This window comes from Paenibacillus sp. TSA_86.1 (assembly GCF_052691815.1).
This window is the reverse complement of sequence record NZ_JBQZGE010000001.1, coordinates 741,259-760,541: the sequence shown is the minus strand read 5'-3', so window position 1 is coordinate 760,541 and position 19,283 is coordinate 741,259. Positions and strand designations below refer to the sequence as shown.

Annotated in this window: 13 protein-coding genes and 2 tRNA genes; 1 reads left to right on the top strand and 14 read right to left on the bottom strand. The window is 46.7% G+C overall.

Annotated elements, in window-relative coordinates; all coding sequences use genetic code 11:
- Positions 1-108: 108 nt before the first annotated feature.
- The 14 genes from pheT to leuB all read right to left on the bottom strand — a co-directional run bounded on the left by pheT (position 109) and on the right by leuB (position 18,033).
- A complete protein-coding gene (gene pheT, locus ACUTVW_RS03550; protein ID WP_445644505.1) occupies positions 109-2,562 on the bottom strand; it encodes a phenylalanine--tRNA ligase subunit beta in 2,454 nt (817 codons plus the stop codon).
- A gap of 58 nt (positions 2,563-2,620) precedes the next feature.
- Positions 2,621-3,655 (bottom strand): phenylalanine--tRNA ligase subunit alpha, encoded by a 1,035-nt coding sequence (gene pheS / locus ACUTVW_RS03545; RefSeq protein WP_445644504.1) that lies wholly within the window; start codon positions 3,653-3,655, stop codon positions 2,621-2,623.
- Positions 3,656-4,073: 418 nt separating this feature from the next.
- Positions 4,074-5,957, bottom strand: a complete 1,884-nt coding sequence (gene abc-f / locus ACUTVW_RS03540) for a ribosomal protection-like ABC-F family protein (protein WP_445644503.1) — start codon at positions 5,955-5,957, stop codon at positions 4,074-4,076.
- 449 nt (positions 5,958-6,406) lie between these two features.
- Positions 6,407-6,477 (bottom strand) — tRNA-Gly (locus tag ACUTVW_RS03535).
- 11 nt (positions 6,478-6,488) lie between these two features.
- A tRNA-Pro gene (locus ACUTVW_RS03530) sits at positions 6,489-6,562 on the bottom strand.
- Between the two features lie 139 nt (positions 6,563-6,701).
- The gene (locus tag ACUTVW_RS03525; protein WP_445644502.1) at positions 6,702-8,828 is read right to left on the bottom strand and encodes a bifunctional diguanylate cyclase/phosphodiesterase; all 2,127 of its coding nucleotides are present in this window, start codon (positions 8,826-8,828) and stop codon (positions 6,702-6,704) included.
- 308 nt (positions 8,829-9,136) lie between these two features.
- The gene (locus ACUTVW_RS03520; RefSeq protein WP_445644501.1) at positions 9,137-10,093 is read right to left on the bottom strand and encodes an aldolase catalytic domain-containing protein; all 957 of its coding nucleotides are present in this window, start codon (positions 10,091-10,093) and stop codon (positions 9,137-9,139) included.
- A gap of 83 nt (positions 10,094-10,176) precedes the next feature.
- Positions 10,177-11,496 carry a hypothetical protein gene (locus tag ACUTVW_RS03515; protein ID WP_445644500.1) on the bottom strand — a complete coding sequence of 440 codons (1,320 nt, stop codon included), beginning with the start codon at positions 11,494-11,496 and terminating at the stop codon, positions 10,177-10,179.
- The gene (locus ACUTVW_RS03510) at positions 11,493-12,608 is read right to left on the bottom strand and encodes a DUF58 domain-containing protein (RefSeq protein ID WP_445644499.1); all 1,116 of its coding nucleotides are present in this window, start codon (positions 12,606-12,608) and stop codon (positions 11,493-11,495) included. The genes ACUTVW_RS03515 and ACUTVW_RS03510 overlap by 4 nt, the downstream gene beginning before the upstream one ends.
- Before the next feature lie 4 nt (positions 12,609-12,612).
- A complete protein-coding gene (locus ACUTVW_RS03505; RefSeq protein ID WP_445644498.1) occupies positions 12,613-13,620 on the bottom strand; it encodes an AAA family ATPase in 1,008 nt (335 codons plus the stop codon).
- A 78-nt stretch (positions 13,621-13,698) separates the two neighbouring features.
- Positions 13,699-14,805, bottom strand: coding sequence for an ATP-binding protein (locus ACUTVW_RS03500; protein WP_445644497.1), 1,107 nt, complete (start codon positions 14,803-14,805; stop codon positions 13,699-13,701).
- A gap of 467 nt (positions 14,806-15,272) precedes the next feature.
- Positions 15,273-15,689, bottom strand: a complete 417-nt coding sequence (locus ACUTVW_RS03495) for a hypothetical protein (protein WP_434752132.1) — start codon at positions 15,687-15,689, stop codon at positions 15,273-15,275.
- Between the two features lie 351 nt (positions 15,690-16,040).
- Positions 16,041-16,580: a peroxiredoxin gene (locus ACUTVW_RS03490; protein WP_183521295.1), complete on the bottom strand. Its 540-nt coding sequence runs from the start codon at positions 16,578-16,580 to the stop codon at positions 16,041-16,043.
- Between the two features lie 367 nt (positions 16,581-16,947).
- Entirely contained in the window at positions 16,948-18,033 is a 1,086-nt protein-coding gene (gene leuB, locus ACUTVW_RS03485) for a 3-isopropylmalate dehydrogenase (protein ID WP_445644496.1), read from the bottom strand.
- 243 nt (positions 18,034-18,276) lie between these two features.
- Between leuB and ACUTVW_RS03480 the strand changes: the two genes are divergently transcribed.
- Positions 18,277-19,257, top strand: a complete 981-nt coding sequence (locus ACUTVW_RS03480; protein WP_445644495.1) for an aldo/keto reductase — start codon at positions 18,277-18,279, stop codon at positions 19,255-19,257.
- Positions 19,258-19,283: the final 26 nt, after the last annotated feature.

The following is a 19,283-nucleotide window of genomic DNA, read 5'->3' as shown; positions in this document are numbered from 1 at the left end:
ATTCTAAGCTGTAATGACAAAAAAGTCACATCGATCCTCTATTGCTAAGGATTCGATGTGACTTCAAGCAATTCCTGCTAATCTTTGTTCAAAAAATTGACTTCTGTCCTATTTGCGCAGTTCTGCGTCGAATTGCTCTTCCAGACGTGTGACTACACGCGCATGAACTTCGGTAACTTCCTCGTCTGTCAACGTACGCTCACGATTCCGGTAGACCAGAGCCATGGCCACACTTTTCTTGTCTTCGCCAAGCTTGCTGCCTGTGAATACATCGAATACCTGTACTGTCTGCAACAATTCACCTGCAGATTCACGAATGGCACGCAGCATATCCCCAGCTTCAATATCCTTGCTTACGACCACCGCAATATCACGCTCAATTGCCGGGAAGCGCGGAAGCTCCCGATAACGAATATCTGCATCTGCTTCCTTATAAATTGCTTCAAGGGCAATTTCAGCAACATAAACATCATTCAGATCATATTGCTGCTGCAGCTCTGGATGCAATTGACCGAGTGTACCGATCAATGTGCCTTCACTGCCATCCTTGCTATCCAGATATACGGAAGCAGAGCGCCCCGGATGGAATCCTTCCGGACTGTTTGCCACGAGACGAATACGTTGCTCCAGTCCCATGTAAGCAAACAGGTTCTCGAGTGCACCTTTCAGGTCAAAGAAATCCACCTTCTCTGCTCCAACATTCCATTGCTGAACCGAACGATTACCCGTAAGCAACATAGCCAAAACTGGAATTTCATGCGGTTGCTTGGTCAGCTTCTCTTCCTCCGTGAAGAAAACACTTCCTACTTCAAACACAGCGAGCGAATCCTGCTTTCGGTTCATGTTGTATACAGCAGCATCCAGCATCTGTGGTAAAATGCTCGTCCGCAGCACACTGCGATCCTCACTCATCGGCATAGCCAGCTTAACCGCTTTGCTACCTTGAGTCAGCGCAGGGAACAGAACCGCTTTGTCCGGATGAACAAAGGAATAACTGATCATTTCCTGCCAGCCCGTTCCAGACATTACACCACGGATCGTACGACGAATGGCTTGAGGACGGGTATATGCTCCCGGTGTAGTTGGGCCTTCAATCCATGTTGTCGGAATGTTGTCATATCCATACAAACGCGCAACCTCTTCAAACAGATCGACATCAAGCGTGATATCTCCTCTGCGTGTCGGCACTTCAACATCCAGAACGCCCTGCTCCGCATCTCCGCATGCAAAATGCAAACGAGCAAAAATTGTTTTTACCTCAAGCAGAGACAGATCCGTTCCCAGATAACGGTTGAGTCTGTCCAGTGACATTTGAATGACCCGCTTCTCCGAAGATTCTTCCCCAGCTTGAACAATCCCCTGATGCACCACGCCTGATGCATACTGCTGAATGAGTTCAGCCGCACGATCCAGAGCCGTAATGACCGCACCCGGGTCTACTTCCTTTTCAAAACGCAAGCTTGCTTCGGAACGCAGCCCCAGTTGGCGCGACGTCTTCCGAACCGTTCCGCCGTCGAACTTGGCGGACTCCAAGAGCAGATTCACGGTGCCTTCCGATACCTCGGAATTTTCACCGCCCATAACCCCAGCGATGGCGACTGGTTTCACGCCATCGGTAATGAGCAACATGTGCGGTTCCAACTTGCGCTCCTGACCATCCAACGTCACAATCGTTTCGCCTTCATGTGCCATACGCACTTCAATGCGACCGTTATCCAGCTTATCCGCATCAAACGCGTGCAGTGGCTGACCGTATTCCAGCATGACATAATTCGTAATATCCACGATATTGTTGATTGGACGAACACCTGCCGCCATCAGACGATTTTGCATCCAGAGCGGGGAAGCACCCAGCTTGATGCCAGTCACATAACGAGCGGCATAGTGGCTGCATTGCTCCTGAGCTTTGATCTCTACAGAAATGTGATTAGCCGCTTCATCGCCAGCTTCGACCAACTGATCTTTCGGATCCGGCAGTGTCACTTCACGTCCCAGAATCGCACCCACTTCGTATGCCGCACCGCGCATACTCAAAGCATCCGAACGGTTCGGTGTCAGATCCAGTTCGAGCACATGATCGTCCAGACCGAGCACTTGGCTGATCGGCGTACCGATCTCGGTAAGCTCAGGCAGAACCAGGATGCCTTCTTGTTGATCCTTCGGCAGCAATTTGTCGTTCATGCCAAGCTCTTTGGCGGAACAGATCATGCCGAGCGATACTACGCCGCGCAGCTTCGCTTTTTTGATATCCAGCCCACCGGGAAGCTTTGCACCAACAAGGGCTACCGCTACCTTTTGACCCGCATCCACATTTTTCGCGCCGCATACGATCTGCAACTCTTCCTCTTGTCCTGCATCAATAATACATACATTCAGTTTATCCGCATCCGGGTGTTTCTCTTTGCTCTTCACGTAACCGACAACAACCTTGTTTACGCCTTGATTACGGTTCTCCACAACATCAATCTCGATCCCTGCACGGGTGATTTTCTCTGCCAGCTCATGTGGCGTCACACCTTCAAGGGCAATATAATCAGACAGCCAATCTGTCGATACTCTCATGCACGTTCACTTCCTTAATCTATATATTAGTTTTACCATTCATTGACGTTTAATATAATTACAGCCGTCCGAATTGTTTCAGGAACGTCTGATCACTGTTATAGAAATGACGGATGTCATCAATACCGTACTTCAGCATCGCAATTCGCTCTACCCCCATACCAAAGGCAAAACCGCTGTATTTCTCCGGATCATATCCGCCCATCTCAAGCACTTTCGGGTGAACCATACCGCCGCCCAAAATTTCGAGCCAACCTGTTTGTTTGCAGACCCGACAGCCGCTACCAGCACATTGCACACAAGTTACATCCACTTCCGCACTTGGCTCAGTGAACGGGAAGAAGCTTGGACGCAGACGGATTTCAGTGTGAGCCCCGAACATTTCACGTACAAATTGCAGCAACGTTCCTTTCAGGTCACTCATACGAATGTTTTCACTGATGACCAGACCTTCGACCTGATGGAACTGGAAGGAGTGTGTCGCATCGTCATCATCACGGCGATATACTTTACCTGGGCAGATGACCTTGACAGGCACTTCGCCCTGCATGCTTTGCATCGTACGAACCTGTACGGGAGAAGTATGTGTACGCATCAGCAGATCCTCAGTAACATAGAAGGAATCCTGCATATCGCGTGCCGGGTGATTCTTGGGCAGGTTCAATGCTTCAAAGTTATAATAGTCCATCTCAACTTCAGGACCTTCAGCTACACGATATCCCATACCGATGAAAATATCTTCGATCTCCTGCACCACTTTCGTCAGTGGATGCAGTCCGCCTTGACGCCCGCGGCGTCCTGGCAAGGTCACGTCAACCTTCTCGGATTGAAGACGCTTCGCGGTTTCTTCCTTCTGGAATTGCTCCTGCTTGCTGTTGATAACTTCTTCAATCGCTCCCCGAACCTCGTTACCCACTTGACCAATGACTGGACGCTCTTCCGCACTAAGTGAACCCATGCCGCGCAAAATCTCAGTCAATGCCCCTTTTTTGCCCAAATATTTTACACGCAGATCAGCCAGCGTCTGCGGATCATTCACACTGGACAACTGTTCCAGCGCTTCGATCTTTAATGCTTCTAAACGTTCTTTCATGTGTAATTGCCTCCTTAATGTGCTGTAATTGCAACAAAAAAAGGCCTTTTCTCCCCAAAAGGGACGAAAAGACCGTGGTACCACCCTTGTTAGACTCCCGTTGTCACAGCACATCAAGCTCTGCAACACGTTCTGTCTCACTTTGTACGGAATAACGACCGTTAACCGTTTACCCCTACTGTCGCCTCTGTGTACGCACACATCATCAGGTTCAGGGAACCGCTCCGGAGTGAATTTCGTCAGCCTGGTTCTACAGAAACGCTCTCAATCTACGGCGCTTCCTCCCTGTCCAGAGGCACTGCTTACTTGTCTCCATCAATACGTTTGTTCAATTGGACTAACCTTTATCGATACCAATGATCGATGATCGTTCATATTATATGCAAAATACGGCGAAATAGCAAGCTTGCCCAGGAAGCTAATTTGCAGATATACGCTGATTTCTCAGCTCTTTCAATCGCTGCTGAATTTCGCGGATCTCTGCTGCCTCTGTCTCATTATTCGTTGCTGTTAGTCGCTCTCCTCCAGTAGCGCTTACCGGTGAAAGTAATTCTGACAGCCGCATTTCCAGCCGCAGACGCTCATCGTCCGAGTCACGTGTATCCAGCGCGGACTCTCTCAGCTGCACCGATTGTTCCCAATCGGTTATACCGCCTTCGAAGAGCGATGCTGTTCCATCCGGCTTCAAATCACACAGGCGGTTCGCCAGTGATCGAATCAGCATCCGGTCGTGGGATACGATAACCAGCGCACCAGAGGCTTCTTTTAACACATTTTCCATCACTTCCTGGGTGTCGATGTCGAGATAATTCGTTGGCTCATCCAGTACAAGCAGGTTAGCACCGCCGAAATACAACCTTAGAAAGGCTACACGGCATTTCTCCCCCATGCTTAAGTCCCCAATGCGTTTGAACACATCTTCTCTTGAAAATAAAAAACATCCCAAGATGGTTCTCGCAGCACTTTGCGTCATAGAAGGAAGAACCAGTAAGCTGTCCAGCAGTGTTGCCGTCTCAGGCAATCCCTCCAGCTCTTGTGAGAAATAACCGATGCTAAGCTGGGGATGACGGCTCACTTCACCCTCAGAAGGCTGTAGCTCTCCAATCATTAATTTCAGGAGTGTGCTCTTGCCCGTCCCGTTTGCTCCACGCACGGCAAGCCGATCCCCACGTTCGACTGCAATGCGCAAATCATGAAGAAATGACTGCTTGAGGTCGTACGAAAAGCTTACTCCCTCCAGTGCAAGAAGTTGACGTGCACCGAGTGAAGTCATCTGCAGCTCCATATTCAGTTTCGTGGCTTCCCGCGGTTTATCCACCCGCTCATTTTCGAGCCGTTCCAACTGCTTCTGTTTGGCATGATAACGCGAAATATTTTTGTTGGCTCTGGCCTTGTAGAAGCTCTGGGTAATCTTCACCTCTTGGCCTCCTGCCGCGTTATGAGCTTTATGGAACCACTGCTGATAATTACGAATGGTCTCCTCCAGTGCTTTACGTTCCAGCTGCTGCTTGCGATAAATCGTCTCCTGTTCCTTCAACTCCCGCTCTTTATGCCCTTTGTAATCGGTGTAACCGCCTTTGTATTTTTTTAATTGGTCTGGGCTGAATTCTATTACACCGGTAGCTACCCGATCAATAAATGTCCGGTCATGGGATACAAACAGCACTGTTCCCTCGTATGCGGATAACCACGTCTCCAGCCAGCGCATGCTCTCCTCATCCAGATGGTTAGTCGGTTCATCCAGAATCAGAAACTTGGGATTGCTGACCAGCAGTCCTGCAAGCCGTGCCTTCGTTTTCTGACCACCGCTGAGCGAGTGATAGGGCCTGCTCCAGTGTTCTGTCGTCAAACCGAGCCGGCTCAACACCTTCTCCACCTCTGTTTCCCACATGTACCCGTTCAATTGCTCATATTCCTCCATTGAACGAGCATATTCACCCAGCAAGGCGGTACCTTCGGCAGCCCCGGCATCGCTCAATCGGCGCTCCAGCTCTTCCAGCTTCCGTTTGATCTCATCGATCCGACCACTCTCCCGCCTTACTGCATCCAAAACATTTATTCCGCTGGGCACCTCTGAACGCTGACGCATGAATCCCCACTCTGACAGGGGAAGTTGACGATCAATCCGTCCACCCCCATCCTCTTCTCCGAGTATAATCCGTAAAAGTGTGGTTTTGCCGCATCCATTACGGCCCAGGATGGCAAGTCGTTCTCCTTCGTTTATTTCAAGGTTTAATCCCGCAAATATTTCGTTTCCGTTCCATTCTTTTGATACTCCATGTAAGCGCACCAATGTCGTCATGAGTCCTCATCCTTTCCTGAACAAAAAAATTAAAAAAACCGCTGGCATCAGCCGGCGGTTTAGCAATTCTTAATGGATTAACGCGTTCAAAATACAGAGATGAGGATGATCCTAGCATGAACAAAGAAACCCCAATGAGGGCATACGTAAGCAGAAAAACTGCTCGTTCCATACTATTCCCTATAGCTGAATTTGGACACACGAATCCCCTCATTGCTCAGCCGCTCGGCTGACTGCGTTGTAATCAATGTGCAGTTAACTGGGGTTCACTTCATGTGTCTTACTTCATGGGACGTATGGTTACCTCTCATTCATGTGTAGTATCAATACTCCGTTATTGTACCAGATCATTGAGAAAAAGCAAAGGTGAGGATGTCGCGGACGTTATCTAAAATTCAGGCAAAAAATAAAAACCCTTGATAACCAAGGGTTTTTGAGTACTGCTGTTAAGCGGGTGATGGGAATCGAACCCACGCTATTAGCTTGGAAGGCTAAAGTTCTACCATTGAACTACACCCGCAAGATGAACAATCGGGACGACACGATTTGAACATGCGACCCCCTGGTCCCAAACCAGGTGCTCTACCAAGCTGAGCTACGTCCCGTTAAATTCCACATGGAAGTTAACAGTAATTTTACAAAAACTAATATACCATGATCCGAACCAACGTGCAAGGGATATTGGTGATTTTTCCCATAAAGCGGTATACGAAAAAGGCAGGAACGCTCTCGCGGCCCTGCTGCTTACCCCGCAGGTTTGTCTACTTCCCTCAGAAACCTCATCTCGAAGTCTGCTGCTTCGATCGGCTTACTGAAGAAATACCCTTGTGCCTCATGGCAATGCTGATTACGTAGAAACGTCATCTGTTCCTCGTTCTCTACCCCTTCAGCTGTAACCTTTAATTGCAAATGGTGTGCCATCGAAGTGATGGTCGATACAATAGCAGCGTTATTACTGTCTTCCATTATTTCATTCACAAATGAGCGGTCAATCTTGAGCCGATCAATCGGCAAATCTTTGAGATAATGTAGTGAGCTGTATCCCGTGCCAAAATCATCAATACTGATATGTACACCAATCTCCTTAATTTTATGAAGCTGTTCAAAGGCTCGGTCCTTGTCAAATGTCATGCTCTCCGTGATCTCCAGTTCAAGCCATACTGGCTCGAGTCCCGTTTCTCTGAGAATACTGTTGATACTATCGAGCAGGTGGGAATGTCTGAACTGTCTCATCGACAGGTTGACCGATACGCACAGCTTGCGATACCCTGCTTCCTGCCAAAGCTTGTTCTGTGCACATGCCTCTCGCAGCACCCATTCTCCAAGCGGGACAATCAGTCCGCTCTCCTCTGCCAGCGGGATAAACTCCGCCGGGGATACCGAGCCTCGCTGCGGATGCTGCCACCGCACAAGGGCTTCCATGCCTACGACCAGTCCGCTTTGCAGATTCACCTGAGGCTGATATACCAGGTAAAACTGCCCCCGAGCCAGTGCTTTACGCAGATCATTTTCAAGTTGTAAACGTTCCTGTGCTTTCATCTGCATGGCATGTGCATAGCGGTTGAGTTCAATTCCCTGTTCCTTCGCACTATGCAGAGCTGTGTCAGCATTCTGAATAATCTCTTGCGGAGACTCCCCATCATAAGGAAAAATCGCCATGCCTATGCCCAGCGTAAGGTGATACTCGCTCCCATCCACCATCACAGGTTTCTCGAAGAGCTGCAGAATCGACCTTGTGCGGCGTAACGCTGTATCTGTACTGTAAAAATCAGTCATGGTCAACGCAAATTCATCTCGACCCAGCCCAAACACTTCTTCTCCCGGAAGAGATGAGTGATTCAGACGTTGTCCGACTTGTCGCAAAACCCGGTTAGCGGCCTGTTGTCCAAGGGAGTCATTAATCGTTTTGAATCGATTAATATTAAGCACCAGCACACCTACGAGCTTCTCCTCCTTAACCGCATCATCCAATGTAAGTTGGAGCGTTTGACTTAGACGACGGCGATTCGGAAGGCCTGTAACATCATCATGATGTGCAATATAATTCATTTTGGCCTCAGCAGCCTGTTGCTGCAGGAATGGCGTATCAACCACAGACGCATAAAGCCCTTTTTGGATGAAAAAATACCCCATACAATTGCTAAGCATACCAAGCAGTAGATTGAGATCGTCCACTGCACTTGCGGTCACGAAATAGCCCTGTCCTAGCAAAAAACAGAGTATGCCACAGAGGATGGGTGGTAAATCGTCATTTTTCGTCTTTTTCCACTGCATGTAGAGAACCACAGCCCCAGTGAAATACAGCACACCTGCAGCCCCATGCATACGAGTGAATACTTTGCCAAGCAAAGGACCATCAAGCATCTCAGGCATAAAACTCCACTGTTGAATAGAACAGATGTATAAAATCAGGAAGACACCTATAGTGGCACTGAACAGAAGAAATTTGCGCGGTAATGCAACTTGCTTCTCGTGTAAGGTGTAAATCAAGAGCAGTCCTGCTGAACAAACCAATGATCCCATCGTTGACATCATTAATGAGAAATCGGATTCCATCATGGCTCTACTGGGGACTTCTTCTGCAAATGAAACGATGTGCACCAGTTCAAAGAGACCTATCATTAAAAAGAGTGTAGTCAGTAACACTCTGCGCAGTGTTAATTTTTGAGTTTGAAATAGCCAGCTTTGATTATAAATCCCAATACAGGCGGCCGTTGCAGCGAATCCAGCCAGAAGCGTTATCACCGGGTAACCCGAAAAAATCAGATCAGAGCCTGAAGAAGAACGAAACCATTGACTTGCGAGGAAAAACAATAAACCGCCGATGGCGACCCAACCTATTTGACTCTGACCTTGCATTTTAAACTTCATGCCATGTTTTCCTTCCCGGGATCACTATCCTGATATACGTGTATAAATGAATTCTATTGATCTGATTCACCAAGTATATTACACATTTCGACAAAAAAATATATTGACCATTGTTTAATTTAATTATCTTCTTGTTCTATCTGGTACATAATAACATTTAAATCCGTATTCGTGAACTAAAAAATAGTTACACATAGGAATATCTATTCATAAAAGTGAGTAAAAACAAGGCATAAAGAACTAAAAAACATGGTCCTCAGATTAGAGGCCATGTTTTTTCGAATTTACAACTGTATTTCAGACTATTTTTATTTATCGAAGTTCACTTCAGGTGTTGTCAACTTATCGTAGAAGTCAACGACGTTGTCTTTGTTCTCCGATGAACGAAGTGCCATAGCTGAACGTGGATGCTCGTCCAATGCACCTGTAATCATGTAAGGTAAAATGTAACCCCACTCTTCTTTTTCTCTAAGAGGAACCATAAGCTGTTCCAATACTTCAAGTACTGGACGCAGATTATACTTTGTGCCTTTCAAATGAGCTACCAGCAGTTCAGTCGGGCAGTTTCCTGCCGCACGCCCCATACCGTATACAGAAGCATCGAGCAATTCAACACCAAGTTCCGCGGCTACGAGCGTGTTGGAGAATGCCAGCTGCATATTGTTATGTGTGTGAACACCAAGACGTTTGTTCGGAAGATGAGTCTTGAACTTCTCCACCAGATATTTCACATCGTTATGGTCCAGGCTGCCGTAGGAGTCTACGATGTATACCACATCAACCGAACTCTCTTTAATCAACTCAAAAGCTTCCAGCAATTCATTTTCCATAACATTGGAGAGCGCCATAATATTTATTGTCGTTTCGTAACCACGATCATGGAACGTTTGCACCAGTGCAAGTGCCTTGTCCACATCTTTACTGTAACAAGCGACACGAATCAGATCGAGCATACTCTCACTGCGCGGCAAAATATCGTTCTCATCCACACGTCCTACATCAACAAGTGCAGATAATTTGGTATTCCCTTTTTGCGGAATCACTTTACGAAGAAAATCATCGTTCAGGAAACGCCAAGGTCCAGCATCTTCGGAGCCTTTAAGCAACTTCGGCGAGTTTTTGTAGCCAATTTCCATATAATCAACGCCAGCTTCGTTCAGTCCTGCATACAGCTTTTGAACAAAGTCGACGCTAAAATCCCAATTATTCACCAATCCACCATCACGGATGGTACAATCTACAATTTTGCAATGATTTGTCTTCATTAAAGTCTGCTCCTTTTCTGACCAACTTGTGTATTCCTCTCATGATACTTGAACGAGACAAGAAAAGTAAAGGGATTCCGGGCTTATTTACTATAAGATTTCCAGATTCGGTCCATCTCAGCCATATGTGGGGTATCATCCGCTTTCTCCCCGTAGCGCACAGCATTGTAGACTTCAGGAAGCCTTCTTGCTATCTCTTCCTCCGTACCCTCTTTATGCTTCGAATGACTCTTCTTAATGCTTTCTGCTGCCTCAAGCGGCGTATGGGACTTCTCCACCTGGGCTCCACGTTCCATTGCATTCCCCACCCAAATTCGATAGTAATATCGGATACGGTCTACAGCGTGAACTGGAACAGGTTCCTTTTTACGGAACCATCGCTTACGGACTTTAGTTGGCACTTCCAGCGTTTCGCTGATATCCACATACTCTGTTTTGGGTTCTTGCCTTTTCTCCACGGGCTGTAACAATCCTTTGAACCGCTCCGCCAGTTTATTCATAATTGTTTTACCGAGCTTGATCAGAAGCCAGAGGATTACAGCAGCAGCTGCTCCAAAAACAATCCAACCAAGGATTTCCCAGAATACAGAAGGCTCCGAAGGTGGAGCTCTTAATTCATCCGGCAGGTTCATCGGCTCATTCGGCATCTCAGGTGTCAGTGGTGGCTCCTGCGAAGCAGAAGAACCAAATAAACCTCTGATCCATGTAAGCAAACGATCCCGTAACGGCGCAAGCCATGCAGCAAGACTGGGGAACGCGCCGATCCCTGCAATAACGATCAACATCCATGTAATCCGCAGGTGGTTCGCCCTTGTGAATTCCCGCAATACTATTCTGCGTCTGCCATCGTTAAGTACCGCACGATCCAGTTGTGCCCTGTATTGCCCCACAATCCAACATCCAAAGCTGATGACTCCAGCAACATAGATGGGAACCGTATAGCTCTGTATCGACAGCATGAATTCGATCTGAGTTGCTGCGAGGGTGAGTACAATGGCACTGATTGTACCCGTGATCTGCAGACGCCAAAGGTAGATAGAACGAAAATCAGGATCAAAACCCAAACCTAAATAGCCAGAAAAGAATCCCCCTGCACCAAGCGTAATAACTTCCGGGAGCGAAAGTGTCACTGCCATACTCGGAATCAGGGCAAATAAAATACCTGTAGCAACAGCTGTTAGCCCTCGTATAAATATGCTTTTCTCAACAAAGTTCGTAAATCGATGCCGAATCCACTGACCGAACCAGCCTGTCACAACAAACAGACCGAATAACAGATATGGGAAATAAGCGCTCGTATACAGTGATGTGATCGTGAAGATCGGAAACAGGTATATTCCTACTGTAAGAATAGCCAAAACGGATATGATGTACGTTCTCTTTTTTTCATCATTTTCACTCATGCGCCCACCGCCCCTACATCACGTTTCACCTGCTCTACAGGCAGAATCGTTACCCGATGTCCCTGATCATGCAAACGTTCAATCTCCTGTTCCATAGCTGCCGAGACATATGGCGTAATCAACAAATAACTGCGTACCTGCTGCTCTTCTTCATTTAATCTGACTTCATCTTGCAAAAACTGCTCCATCGGCACCAAACACTTTAACTCGGTTTCAGCCATGGCCTCTAGCAACGATTCCAGATGAGGTGTGCCATAATCCGGTTCGATCCGAAGTACATCACGTCCTCCGCCGGAACGATAACCATTATGAGCAAATCCAGCAGGCAAACCTCTGCCAATAGCCTCCACAGCTGCAGTAGCTGCATAGCGGAGCGCCTGCTCAATCAGCTCAGGCCGGGTGACAACACTCCACATCTCCGCCGAATCTTGAATATTGACAATAATCCAGGACTGTGGATCTGCGGTCCAGCCTTGCTTATACACCTGGAGTTCTCCTGTTCGTGCACTCGCTTTCCAGTGAATACGATTCATTGGATCACCAGCCCCATAAGGCCGAACCCCCAAGATCAGAAACGGGTCTTCCACAATCCACCTGGCAACCTCCACCTCTCCTTGCCACACCTGATAGATGGCCGGCATATCATCGATGCTTACGAGCGAAGGATACACAATCATCGACATCTGCACAGGAATGGGTTTCGTGGAGCGCCATACACCAAACAGGTCTCCACCCGTCATGGTGGCTGTATCCATCGTATACACTCCCCGCTTGGAGCAGACAAACGGATGTGTGCGCGTTATCCGATTGTAGGGTTTTAGTGTGAAAACACTTTTATGATTCTGATAAATATTACCTTGACTAATATCCATGCCGGAACCTGAGCGAAAAACAAATGAAGCTGGCATCATTGCCTCAAGTCTGAGCCAAGGAACGGATACTCGCTTTTCATTCGATATCGTCTCAATCATCTCGAGTTCATCGCCAGCGTAACACCGTGTTTTGCTGAACTGTCTGCTGTACTTGAGATTATGCAACACCGGACGTCCAAACCATATGCCATGTAGCACAATGACCAAACTTCCAACAACGACAAGCCATAGAAGTGTCATAAACCTAATGTCCGCCTGTAGTAATTGTCTCGGTTGGCACCTCGGTCTGACTCAGAATCTGTTGAATAATTTGTTCCGCAAGCCCTTCCTGCTGTCTGATCCGATTACGAAACACCAGTCGGTGAGCCAATACAGGTTCTGCCAGTATTTTAATGTCATCCGGGACAATATAGTCTCTGCCATGTAGTGCAGCCCAAGCCTGGCTTGCTTTTAACAGCGCTTGTGCGCCTCGTGGACTAACGCCAAGTGACAATTCAGGATGTTTTCTGGTCGCTTCAGTGAGCTGCACGATATAATTCATGAGATCCTCGTTAACGGTAACCGTCTTATACGTTTCCTGTGCTTCCAGTAGCTGCTCGCGAGAGATAATGGAAGACAGGTCTTCAACGGAACGGCCGTTAACGGTTCTTCTCAATATCTCTACACTTTCTTCCCCGGTGGGATAACCCATACGAATCTTCATCATAAACCGATCCATCTGTGCTTCAGGTAACGGAAATGTCCCTTGATTATCAATGGGGTTCTGTGTAGCGATAACAATAAAAGGTCGTTCGAGCTGTCTCGTTGAGCCATCGATACTGATCTGACGTTCTTCCATACATTCCAGCAAGCTGGACTGTGTCCGCGGTGTCGCCCGATTAATCTCATCTGCCAGCACAAAATTCGCAAACAGCGGACCAGGTCTGAATTCAAAATCACCGGATTTTTGATTATAGAAATGGATACCTGTCAGATCGGACGGCAGCAAGTCCGGCGTAAACTGTATCCGCTGAAATGTACAATCGAGTGATGAAGCCATTGATTTGGCAAGCATGGTTTTGCCTGTACCCGGAACATCCTCCAGAAGCACATGACCTGACGCGATGATCGCTGTCACAATCAGTTCTATCGTACGCTCTTTCCCCACAATTACTTTACCTGCATGCTCGATTAATTGTCCGTTCATGCGCTCCATATCCTGAATATTCAACGTAATCCCTTCCTTCCGCGATGCATATGTATTCGCATTCATTTCTAACTATAACCCTAATTGCACGAACAAAAAACAAAGGAATCGGCAAGATACCGATCCCTTCTGATATCGTCTGTGTCAATTCACCAATGGAAGTTTGATCATAAAGCTGGTGCCCTCACCCTTTTGACTATCTACAGAGATGGTACCTCCATGATTTTTAATGATGCGGTAGCTCACGGAAAGCCCAAGACCCGTTCCGCTCTCTTTCGTTGTGAAGAAAGGATCAAACAGACGTACCAGCGTATTGTGATCCATGCCATGGCCATTATCAGCTATCGTGATTTGTACAAAGTTATTTTCCGTAGCTGTCGTAATCCGAATCATGCCCGTATGCTCTTCCCCAACTTCTTCAATCGCGTCCATTGCATTTTTGACCATATTCAGAATGACCTGTTTAATCTGCTTAACATCGATGGATACATTAAGTGGAGTGTCTTCCACCTCAAGCAGAATTTCGCACCCTTTCATCAGCCCTTCACTTTCGGTCAGCAGAACGACCTCTTTCAGCAAAGACTCTACGGTCATGACTGTTTTCTGCGGAGCTGAAGGTTTGGAGGAATTCAGAAATTCATAAATAATATCGTTCGCCCTATCAATCTCCGTTAAAATAATTCGTGCATACTCGTCTTTACCAAGCTGCAGCAGATGGGGCCGGAGCAGCTGAATGAATCCACGGATGGCCGTCAATGGATTACGGATTTCATGGGCAATCGATGCGGAGATACGGCCAAGCATAGCCAGTTTATCGTTTTGATAGGCGGTCTGCTCAATCTGCTTATAATCTGAAACATCCTTGACGCTAAACAGAAAATCGCCATCCATCTGATCCCCATAGGTGACTGTAACCAGCCAGTGCCGTCCATATTCATCCGTCAATTCATGATAGCGCTTACGATGAAAGATCGTTTCCCGATAAATCCGCAAAATTTTCTTTTTCTTGAATCGACTCATCTGTGGTAGTCGCAGCATCTGCATCAATGTGCAGCCACTTAACAGATCTCTGGGAAGTTCCAGCAGTTTAGCCATCTGAACGTTAATAAAGGTCAAGATACCTTGGTTGTCAAACAGCATGATGCCACTATCCATGTGTTCCAACACATTCTCATACTTATTGTGATCCAGATGCACTTGAGGAAGCACATCCGTTGGTCGAGGCACTGTATCCTGAAATTCACTGATCACTTCAGGTTCCTCCTTTTCACGTAAATGATAAACTTTGCCGTTCGGACATCATATCATCACAGAAACAGGAAGGGCCGATTTTGTTGTTGATTACCGGGTCCCTTTCATTAGGGGGCTGAGCCGAAAATATGGATGGCATGTCCGGAACGTAAGCTTGGTCTAATCCGGTAAGTAACAGTTGATCCGGAGAAATCATATACGTTTTGTTCCTTTCCAACCTTTTCCAATTCCCAAACGAAAACCTTTTATAACGCTCCGCCTCTTTTGCAAGTCTGTTTTTATCATAGACAAGTTTAGGGAATAGAGTCAATCGGAGAAAGTGTCGAATGGAAATTATTTTGCAAAAATAACAAAAGATCAATCTGAAATAAACAAAAAACGAAGCTTCATCAGCCTAAAGGCAAATCAGCTTCGTTTCATATTGCTTTTTCCGATATATGTCTATCCATGTAACATCTCACTGCAATCTATAGACCAGTCTTGTTATGCTGAATTTTAAGTTTACGTTGACTCATGACGGCAAGGCGACGCTTCAATTCGCTCTCCCACTTCTCATCGTTCATTTCCTTGGCGAGTCGTAGCAGATCCAGTGACATATCAATCTGCCGTTGAACGATCACCATCGCATCTTCACTTTCACGGTTTACGCAATTTTCGAAGATAGCATCCTCGTCCTCTGTCACATAGTCCTGAAAATCAATTTCAGAAGCTCCATCGCCATGCGCATACTCAGCAAGAATCTCGTATTCGTTCTCCACCTTGTAATGCACCTCTACCCGGTGACATACCGGACAGAACAGCAGGGGAACATTATGAACCTGGGTGCGGTAATGCTTCAGCGTGCCCTTCGTTCCCACCATACTTGCCCCACAACAGTAACTCATTTTTGTTCACCCTCCTTATTAGGTGCCGGGATCTTATAAAATAACAACCCGTGCACTTCAAAAACTTCCGAAAGGGAATCGTCCAAACCGTGTATCACATTCATATTGAATTATAAATGCGGACTACCGGAAAGAATACCGGGTTTCCATACCCTATTCGCCTTACAAGCCTTCAATTCCTCTTTCATCCTATAAAAAAGAAGATGTTCTTCTATTACATTATTAACACGCCTGATAGCCTGTTCAAACACCTTAATGAAGTTAACGTTCTTTTGCAGAAAAATGTTGCAAAAAGCCCTCAATCCCGAGTGGGATGAGGGCTTGAACATCAATCGTTCAAGTAAACCCGGCTTACAGGTTGTTGTCGCCTGGTTTCCAGTTCATTGCACACAATCCGCCGGATTGAAGTGCTTGCAGTACACGAAGTGTTTCTTCAACACTACGACCTACATCATTGTGGTTAACGACTTGATATTTCAGTTCGCCTTCTGGATCGATGATGAACAGACCGCGCAATGCTACGCCTTCTTCTTCGATCAGAACGCCGTAATCTTTAGCGACTTGCTTCGTGATATCGGAAGCGAGCGGGAAGTTCAATTGACCAAGACCATTGCTATCTTTCGGTGTATTGATCCATGCTTTGTGGCTGTGTACGGAGTCTACGCTCACGCCAAGAATTTCTGTATCCAAAGCTTTGAATTGCTCGGAAGCGTCGCTCAAAGCTGTAATTTCAGTTGGGCACACAAATGTGAAGTCCAAAGGATAAAAGAAGAATACGAGCCATTTGCCACGGTAATCGGACAGTTTAACGGAGCCAAAATCTTGTCCGTCTCCTGATACTGTTTCCATTGCGAAATCTGGTGCTGGTCTACCTACCAAACGTTCTGCCATAACTAAAAATTCCTCCTTTGGGATTATGTAAGCATCCATATGGATTGCTCATCATCAGGATACACGCAAGCGCTTGTCCTGTTATTAATCAATTTGATACTTGTTCTCAAGTACAAATAAAATGTTATCATCCGTACTTCTTAAAGTCAAGATTATAAACGTTATTTTTTTATAATAATTATAAATAAGGATTTTTCGTGCCGAATTCACACCAAAAATGATAAAAGAACAGCCCTCTGTATTTTCCAATTTAGAAACCAATAGAAAGGTCTACTTTGGGCATCAAAGGGCTGTTTCTTATACAAATCACAGGATTCATTCTGTGGTCTGTTCATGTATGAACAGATGATTAGTCTAAAACTGAAACTTAGGCTTTTTTCTGAATAGCTGCGACAATCAGGTCGCCCATTTCGGTTGTGCTGATCGCTTTGCTCTTATCCACAGCGATGTCACTTGTACGGTGACCCGAATTCAGCACATTCGCTACTGCCTCTTCAATCGCATCTGCACCTTCAGCATATCCAAACGTTGTACGGAACATCAATGCCAGTGACAGGATGGTTGCAATCGGGTTAGCCAATCCTTGACCTGCAATATCCGGAGCAGAGCCGTGTACCGGTTCGTATAGGCCAAAGCTTCCTTCTCCCAATGAAGCAGAAGCGAGCATACCAATGGAACCTGTCAGCATTGCCGCTTCATCACTCAGAATGTCACCAAACATATTTTCTGTTACGATGACGTCAAAGCTTGCCGGACGACGCAGCAACTGCATCGCACAATTGTCTACAAGTACGTGCTCCAACTCAACGTCAGGATAATCCGGTGCTACCCGGTTAACGACTTCACGCCAGAGACGGGACGTTTCGAGCACGTTTGCTTTATCGACCGAAGCCAACTTTTTGCGGCGGCCCTGAGCGATCTCGAACGCTTGACGCACGATACGCTCTACTTCCGTTACATTGTAAGCACAAGTGTCTACTGCCTCTTCACCTTGTGCACTTTCACGTCTGAATTTTTCTCCAAAATAAATTCCGCCCGTCAGTTCACGAACAACCATGAGGTCTGTACCTTCCAGCACTTCCGGTTTCAGTGTGGATGCGTCTTTCAGACAATCAAACACGACAGCTGGACGCAGGTTAGAGAACAACCCGAGCGCTTTGCGAATGCCGAGCAGTCCTGTTTCAGGACGCAATTCCTTGCTGTTATTGTCCCACTTTGGACCGCCTACTGCTCCGAGCAACACGGCATCTGCATTTTTACATACCGTCAGTGTTTCTTCTGGAAGAGGTGTGCCTTTCTCATCAATGGCAATACCACCAAACAGTGCATGTTCAGTTTCAAAGCGATAACCGAACACTTCCTCCGTACGCTTCAGAACTTTCTCTGCCTCGGCCACAACTTCAGGACCAATTCCGTCACCTGCGATTACTGCAATTTTTTTCACGTCTGCCATAGGTTGTCCACTCCTTCATCTTCATTCAACATCGTCTCATAAATAACTCTCTTCTTTGTATCATATTCTACGGTCATTTGACCAAGATATACAATCTATGACTTTAATAGTTTTTACCTATAAGCAGGAAAATGACAAATATTCGAGCTAAAAGACAGATCACGGTAATCCAAGTTGTTCGTTCCTGCAGGGTAAGGTAAAATATACCTGAAATCAAATTAGGTATGCTGGAGGGTGTTCATCATGCAATATTCTTATTTGGGTAAATCAGGCCTTAAAGTCAGCCGTATCTGTCTTGGTACGATGAATTTTGGACCAGCCACTGACGAGAAAGAAGCTTTCCGCATTATGGACGCAGCATTGGATGCAGGCGTGAACTTTTTTGATACCGCTAACATTTATGGCTGGGGTGAGAATTCCGGTTTGACGGAAGAAATCATTGGACGCTGGTTCAAACAAGGCGGTGGTCGGCGCGAAAAAGTTGTGCTAGCTACGAAGGTCTATGGTTCCATGCATGATGAAACAGACGGCCCCAACAACGAAGCAGGTCTATCCGCATATAAAATCAGACGTCACCTTGAAGGTTCGCTCCAACGTCTGCAAACCGATCATATTGAACTGTACCAGATGCATCATATTGACCCGGTCATCACTTGGGACGAGCTGTGGGGAGCATTCGAACATGCAGTATATCAAGGCAAAATCGGATATGTCGGCTCAAGCAATTTTGCCGCATGGCAGATTGCCCTTGCCCAGAGCGAAGCAAAAAACCGTCACTTCCTCGGTCTTGTATCCGAGCAGCATAAATACAGTCTGAACTGCCGTCTGCCCGAGCTGGAAGTATTACCAGCCGCTAAAGCACTTGGGCTCGGCGTCATTCCATGGAGCCCGCTGGATGGCGGTTTGCTTGGACGTAATGCGTTACAGAAACTGGAAGGAACCCGCAGTGGAGGCATTGCTGAACGCATTGAGAAACACCAGACGCAGCTTGAAGATTTTGCTGCGCTTTGCCGTGATCTCGGTGAGCCACAGGATACGGTTGCACTTGCCTGGGTAGCTGCCAATCCGGCTGTAACTGCACCAATCATCGGTCCGCGTACCCTCGAGCAATTCGAAACCGCATTGAAATGTCTTGATTTGGAATTGGACGAGTCTACGCTCAAACGTTTGGATGAAATCTTCCCTGGTCCTGGTGGACATGCTCCTAATGCATACGCGTGGTAAATGAACTAGAAAAGTCTGACTCCTGC

Excerpts from the sequence above, each read along its gene's own strand:
- pheT (WP_445644505.1), bottom strand. The coding sequence starts at position 2,562 with ATGAGAGTATCGACAGATTGGCTGTCTGATTATATTGCCCTTGAAGGT.
- ACUTVW_RS03480 (WP_445644495.1), top strand. The coding sequence starts at position 18,277 with ATGCAATATTCTTATTTGGGTAAATCAGGCCTTAAAGTCAGCCGTATC.
- pheS (WP_445644504.1), bottom strand. The coding sequence starts at position 3,655 with ATGAAAGAACGTTTAGAAGCATTAAAGATCGAAGCGCTGGAACAGTTG.
- ACUTVW_RS03495 (WP_434752132.1), bottom strand. The coding sequence starts at position 15,689 with ATGAGTTACTGTTGTGGGGCAAGTATGGTGGGAACGAAGGGCACGCTG.
- abc-f (WP_445644503.1), bottom strand. The coding sequence starts at position 5,957 with ATGACGACATTGGTGCGCTTACATGGAGTATCAAAAGAATGGAACGGA.
- ACUTVW_RS03515 (WP_445644500.1), bottom strand. The coding sequence starts at position 11,496 with ATGAGTGAAAATGATGAAAAAAAGAGAACGTACATCATATCCGTTTTG.
- ACUTVW_RS03505 (WP_445644498.1), bottom strand. The coding sequence starts at position 13,620 with ATGAATGCGAATACATATGCATCGCGGAAGGAAGGGATTACGTTGAAT.
- ACUTVW_RS03490 (WP_183521295.1), bottom strand. The coding sequence starts at position 16,580 with ATGGCAGAACGTTTGGTAGGTAGACCAGCACCAGATTTCGCAATGGAA.
- ACUTVW_RS03520 (WP_445644501.1), bottom strand. The coding sequence starts at position 10,093 with ATGAAGACAAATCATTGCAAAATTGTAGATTGTACCATCCGTGATGGT.
- leuB (WP_445644496.1), bottom strand. The coding sequence starts at position 18,033 with ATGGCAGACGTGAAAAAAATTGCAGTAATCGCAGGTGACGGAATTGGT.
- ACUTVW_RS03510 (WP_445644499.1), bottom strand. The coding sequence starts at position 12,608 with ATGACACTTCTATGGCTTGTCGTTGTTGGAAGTTTGGTCATTGTGCTA.
- ACUTVW_RS03525 (WP_445644502.1), bottom strand. The coding sequence starts at position 8,828 with ATGAAGTTTAAAATGCAAGGTCAGAGTCAAATAGGTTGGGTCGCCATC.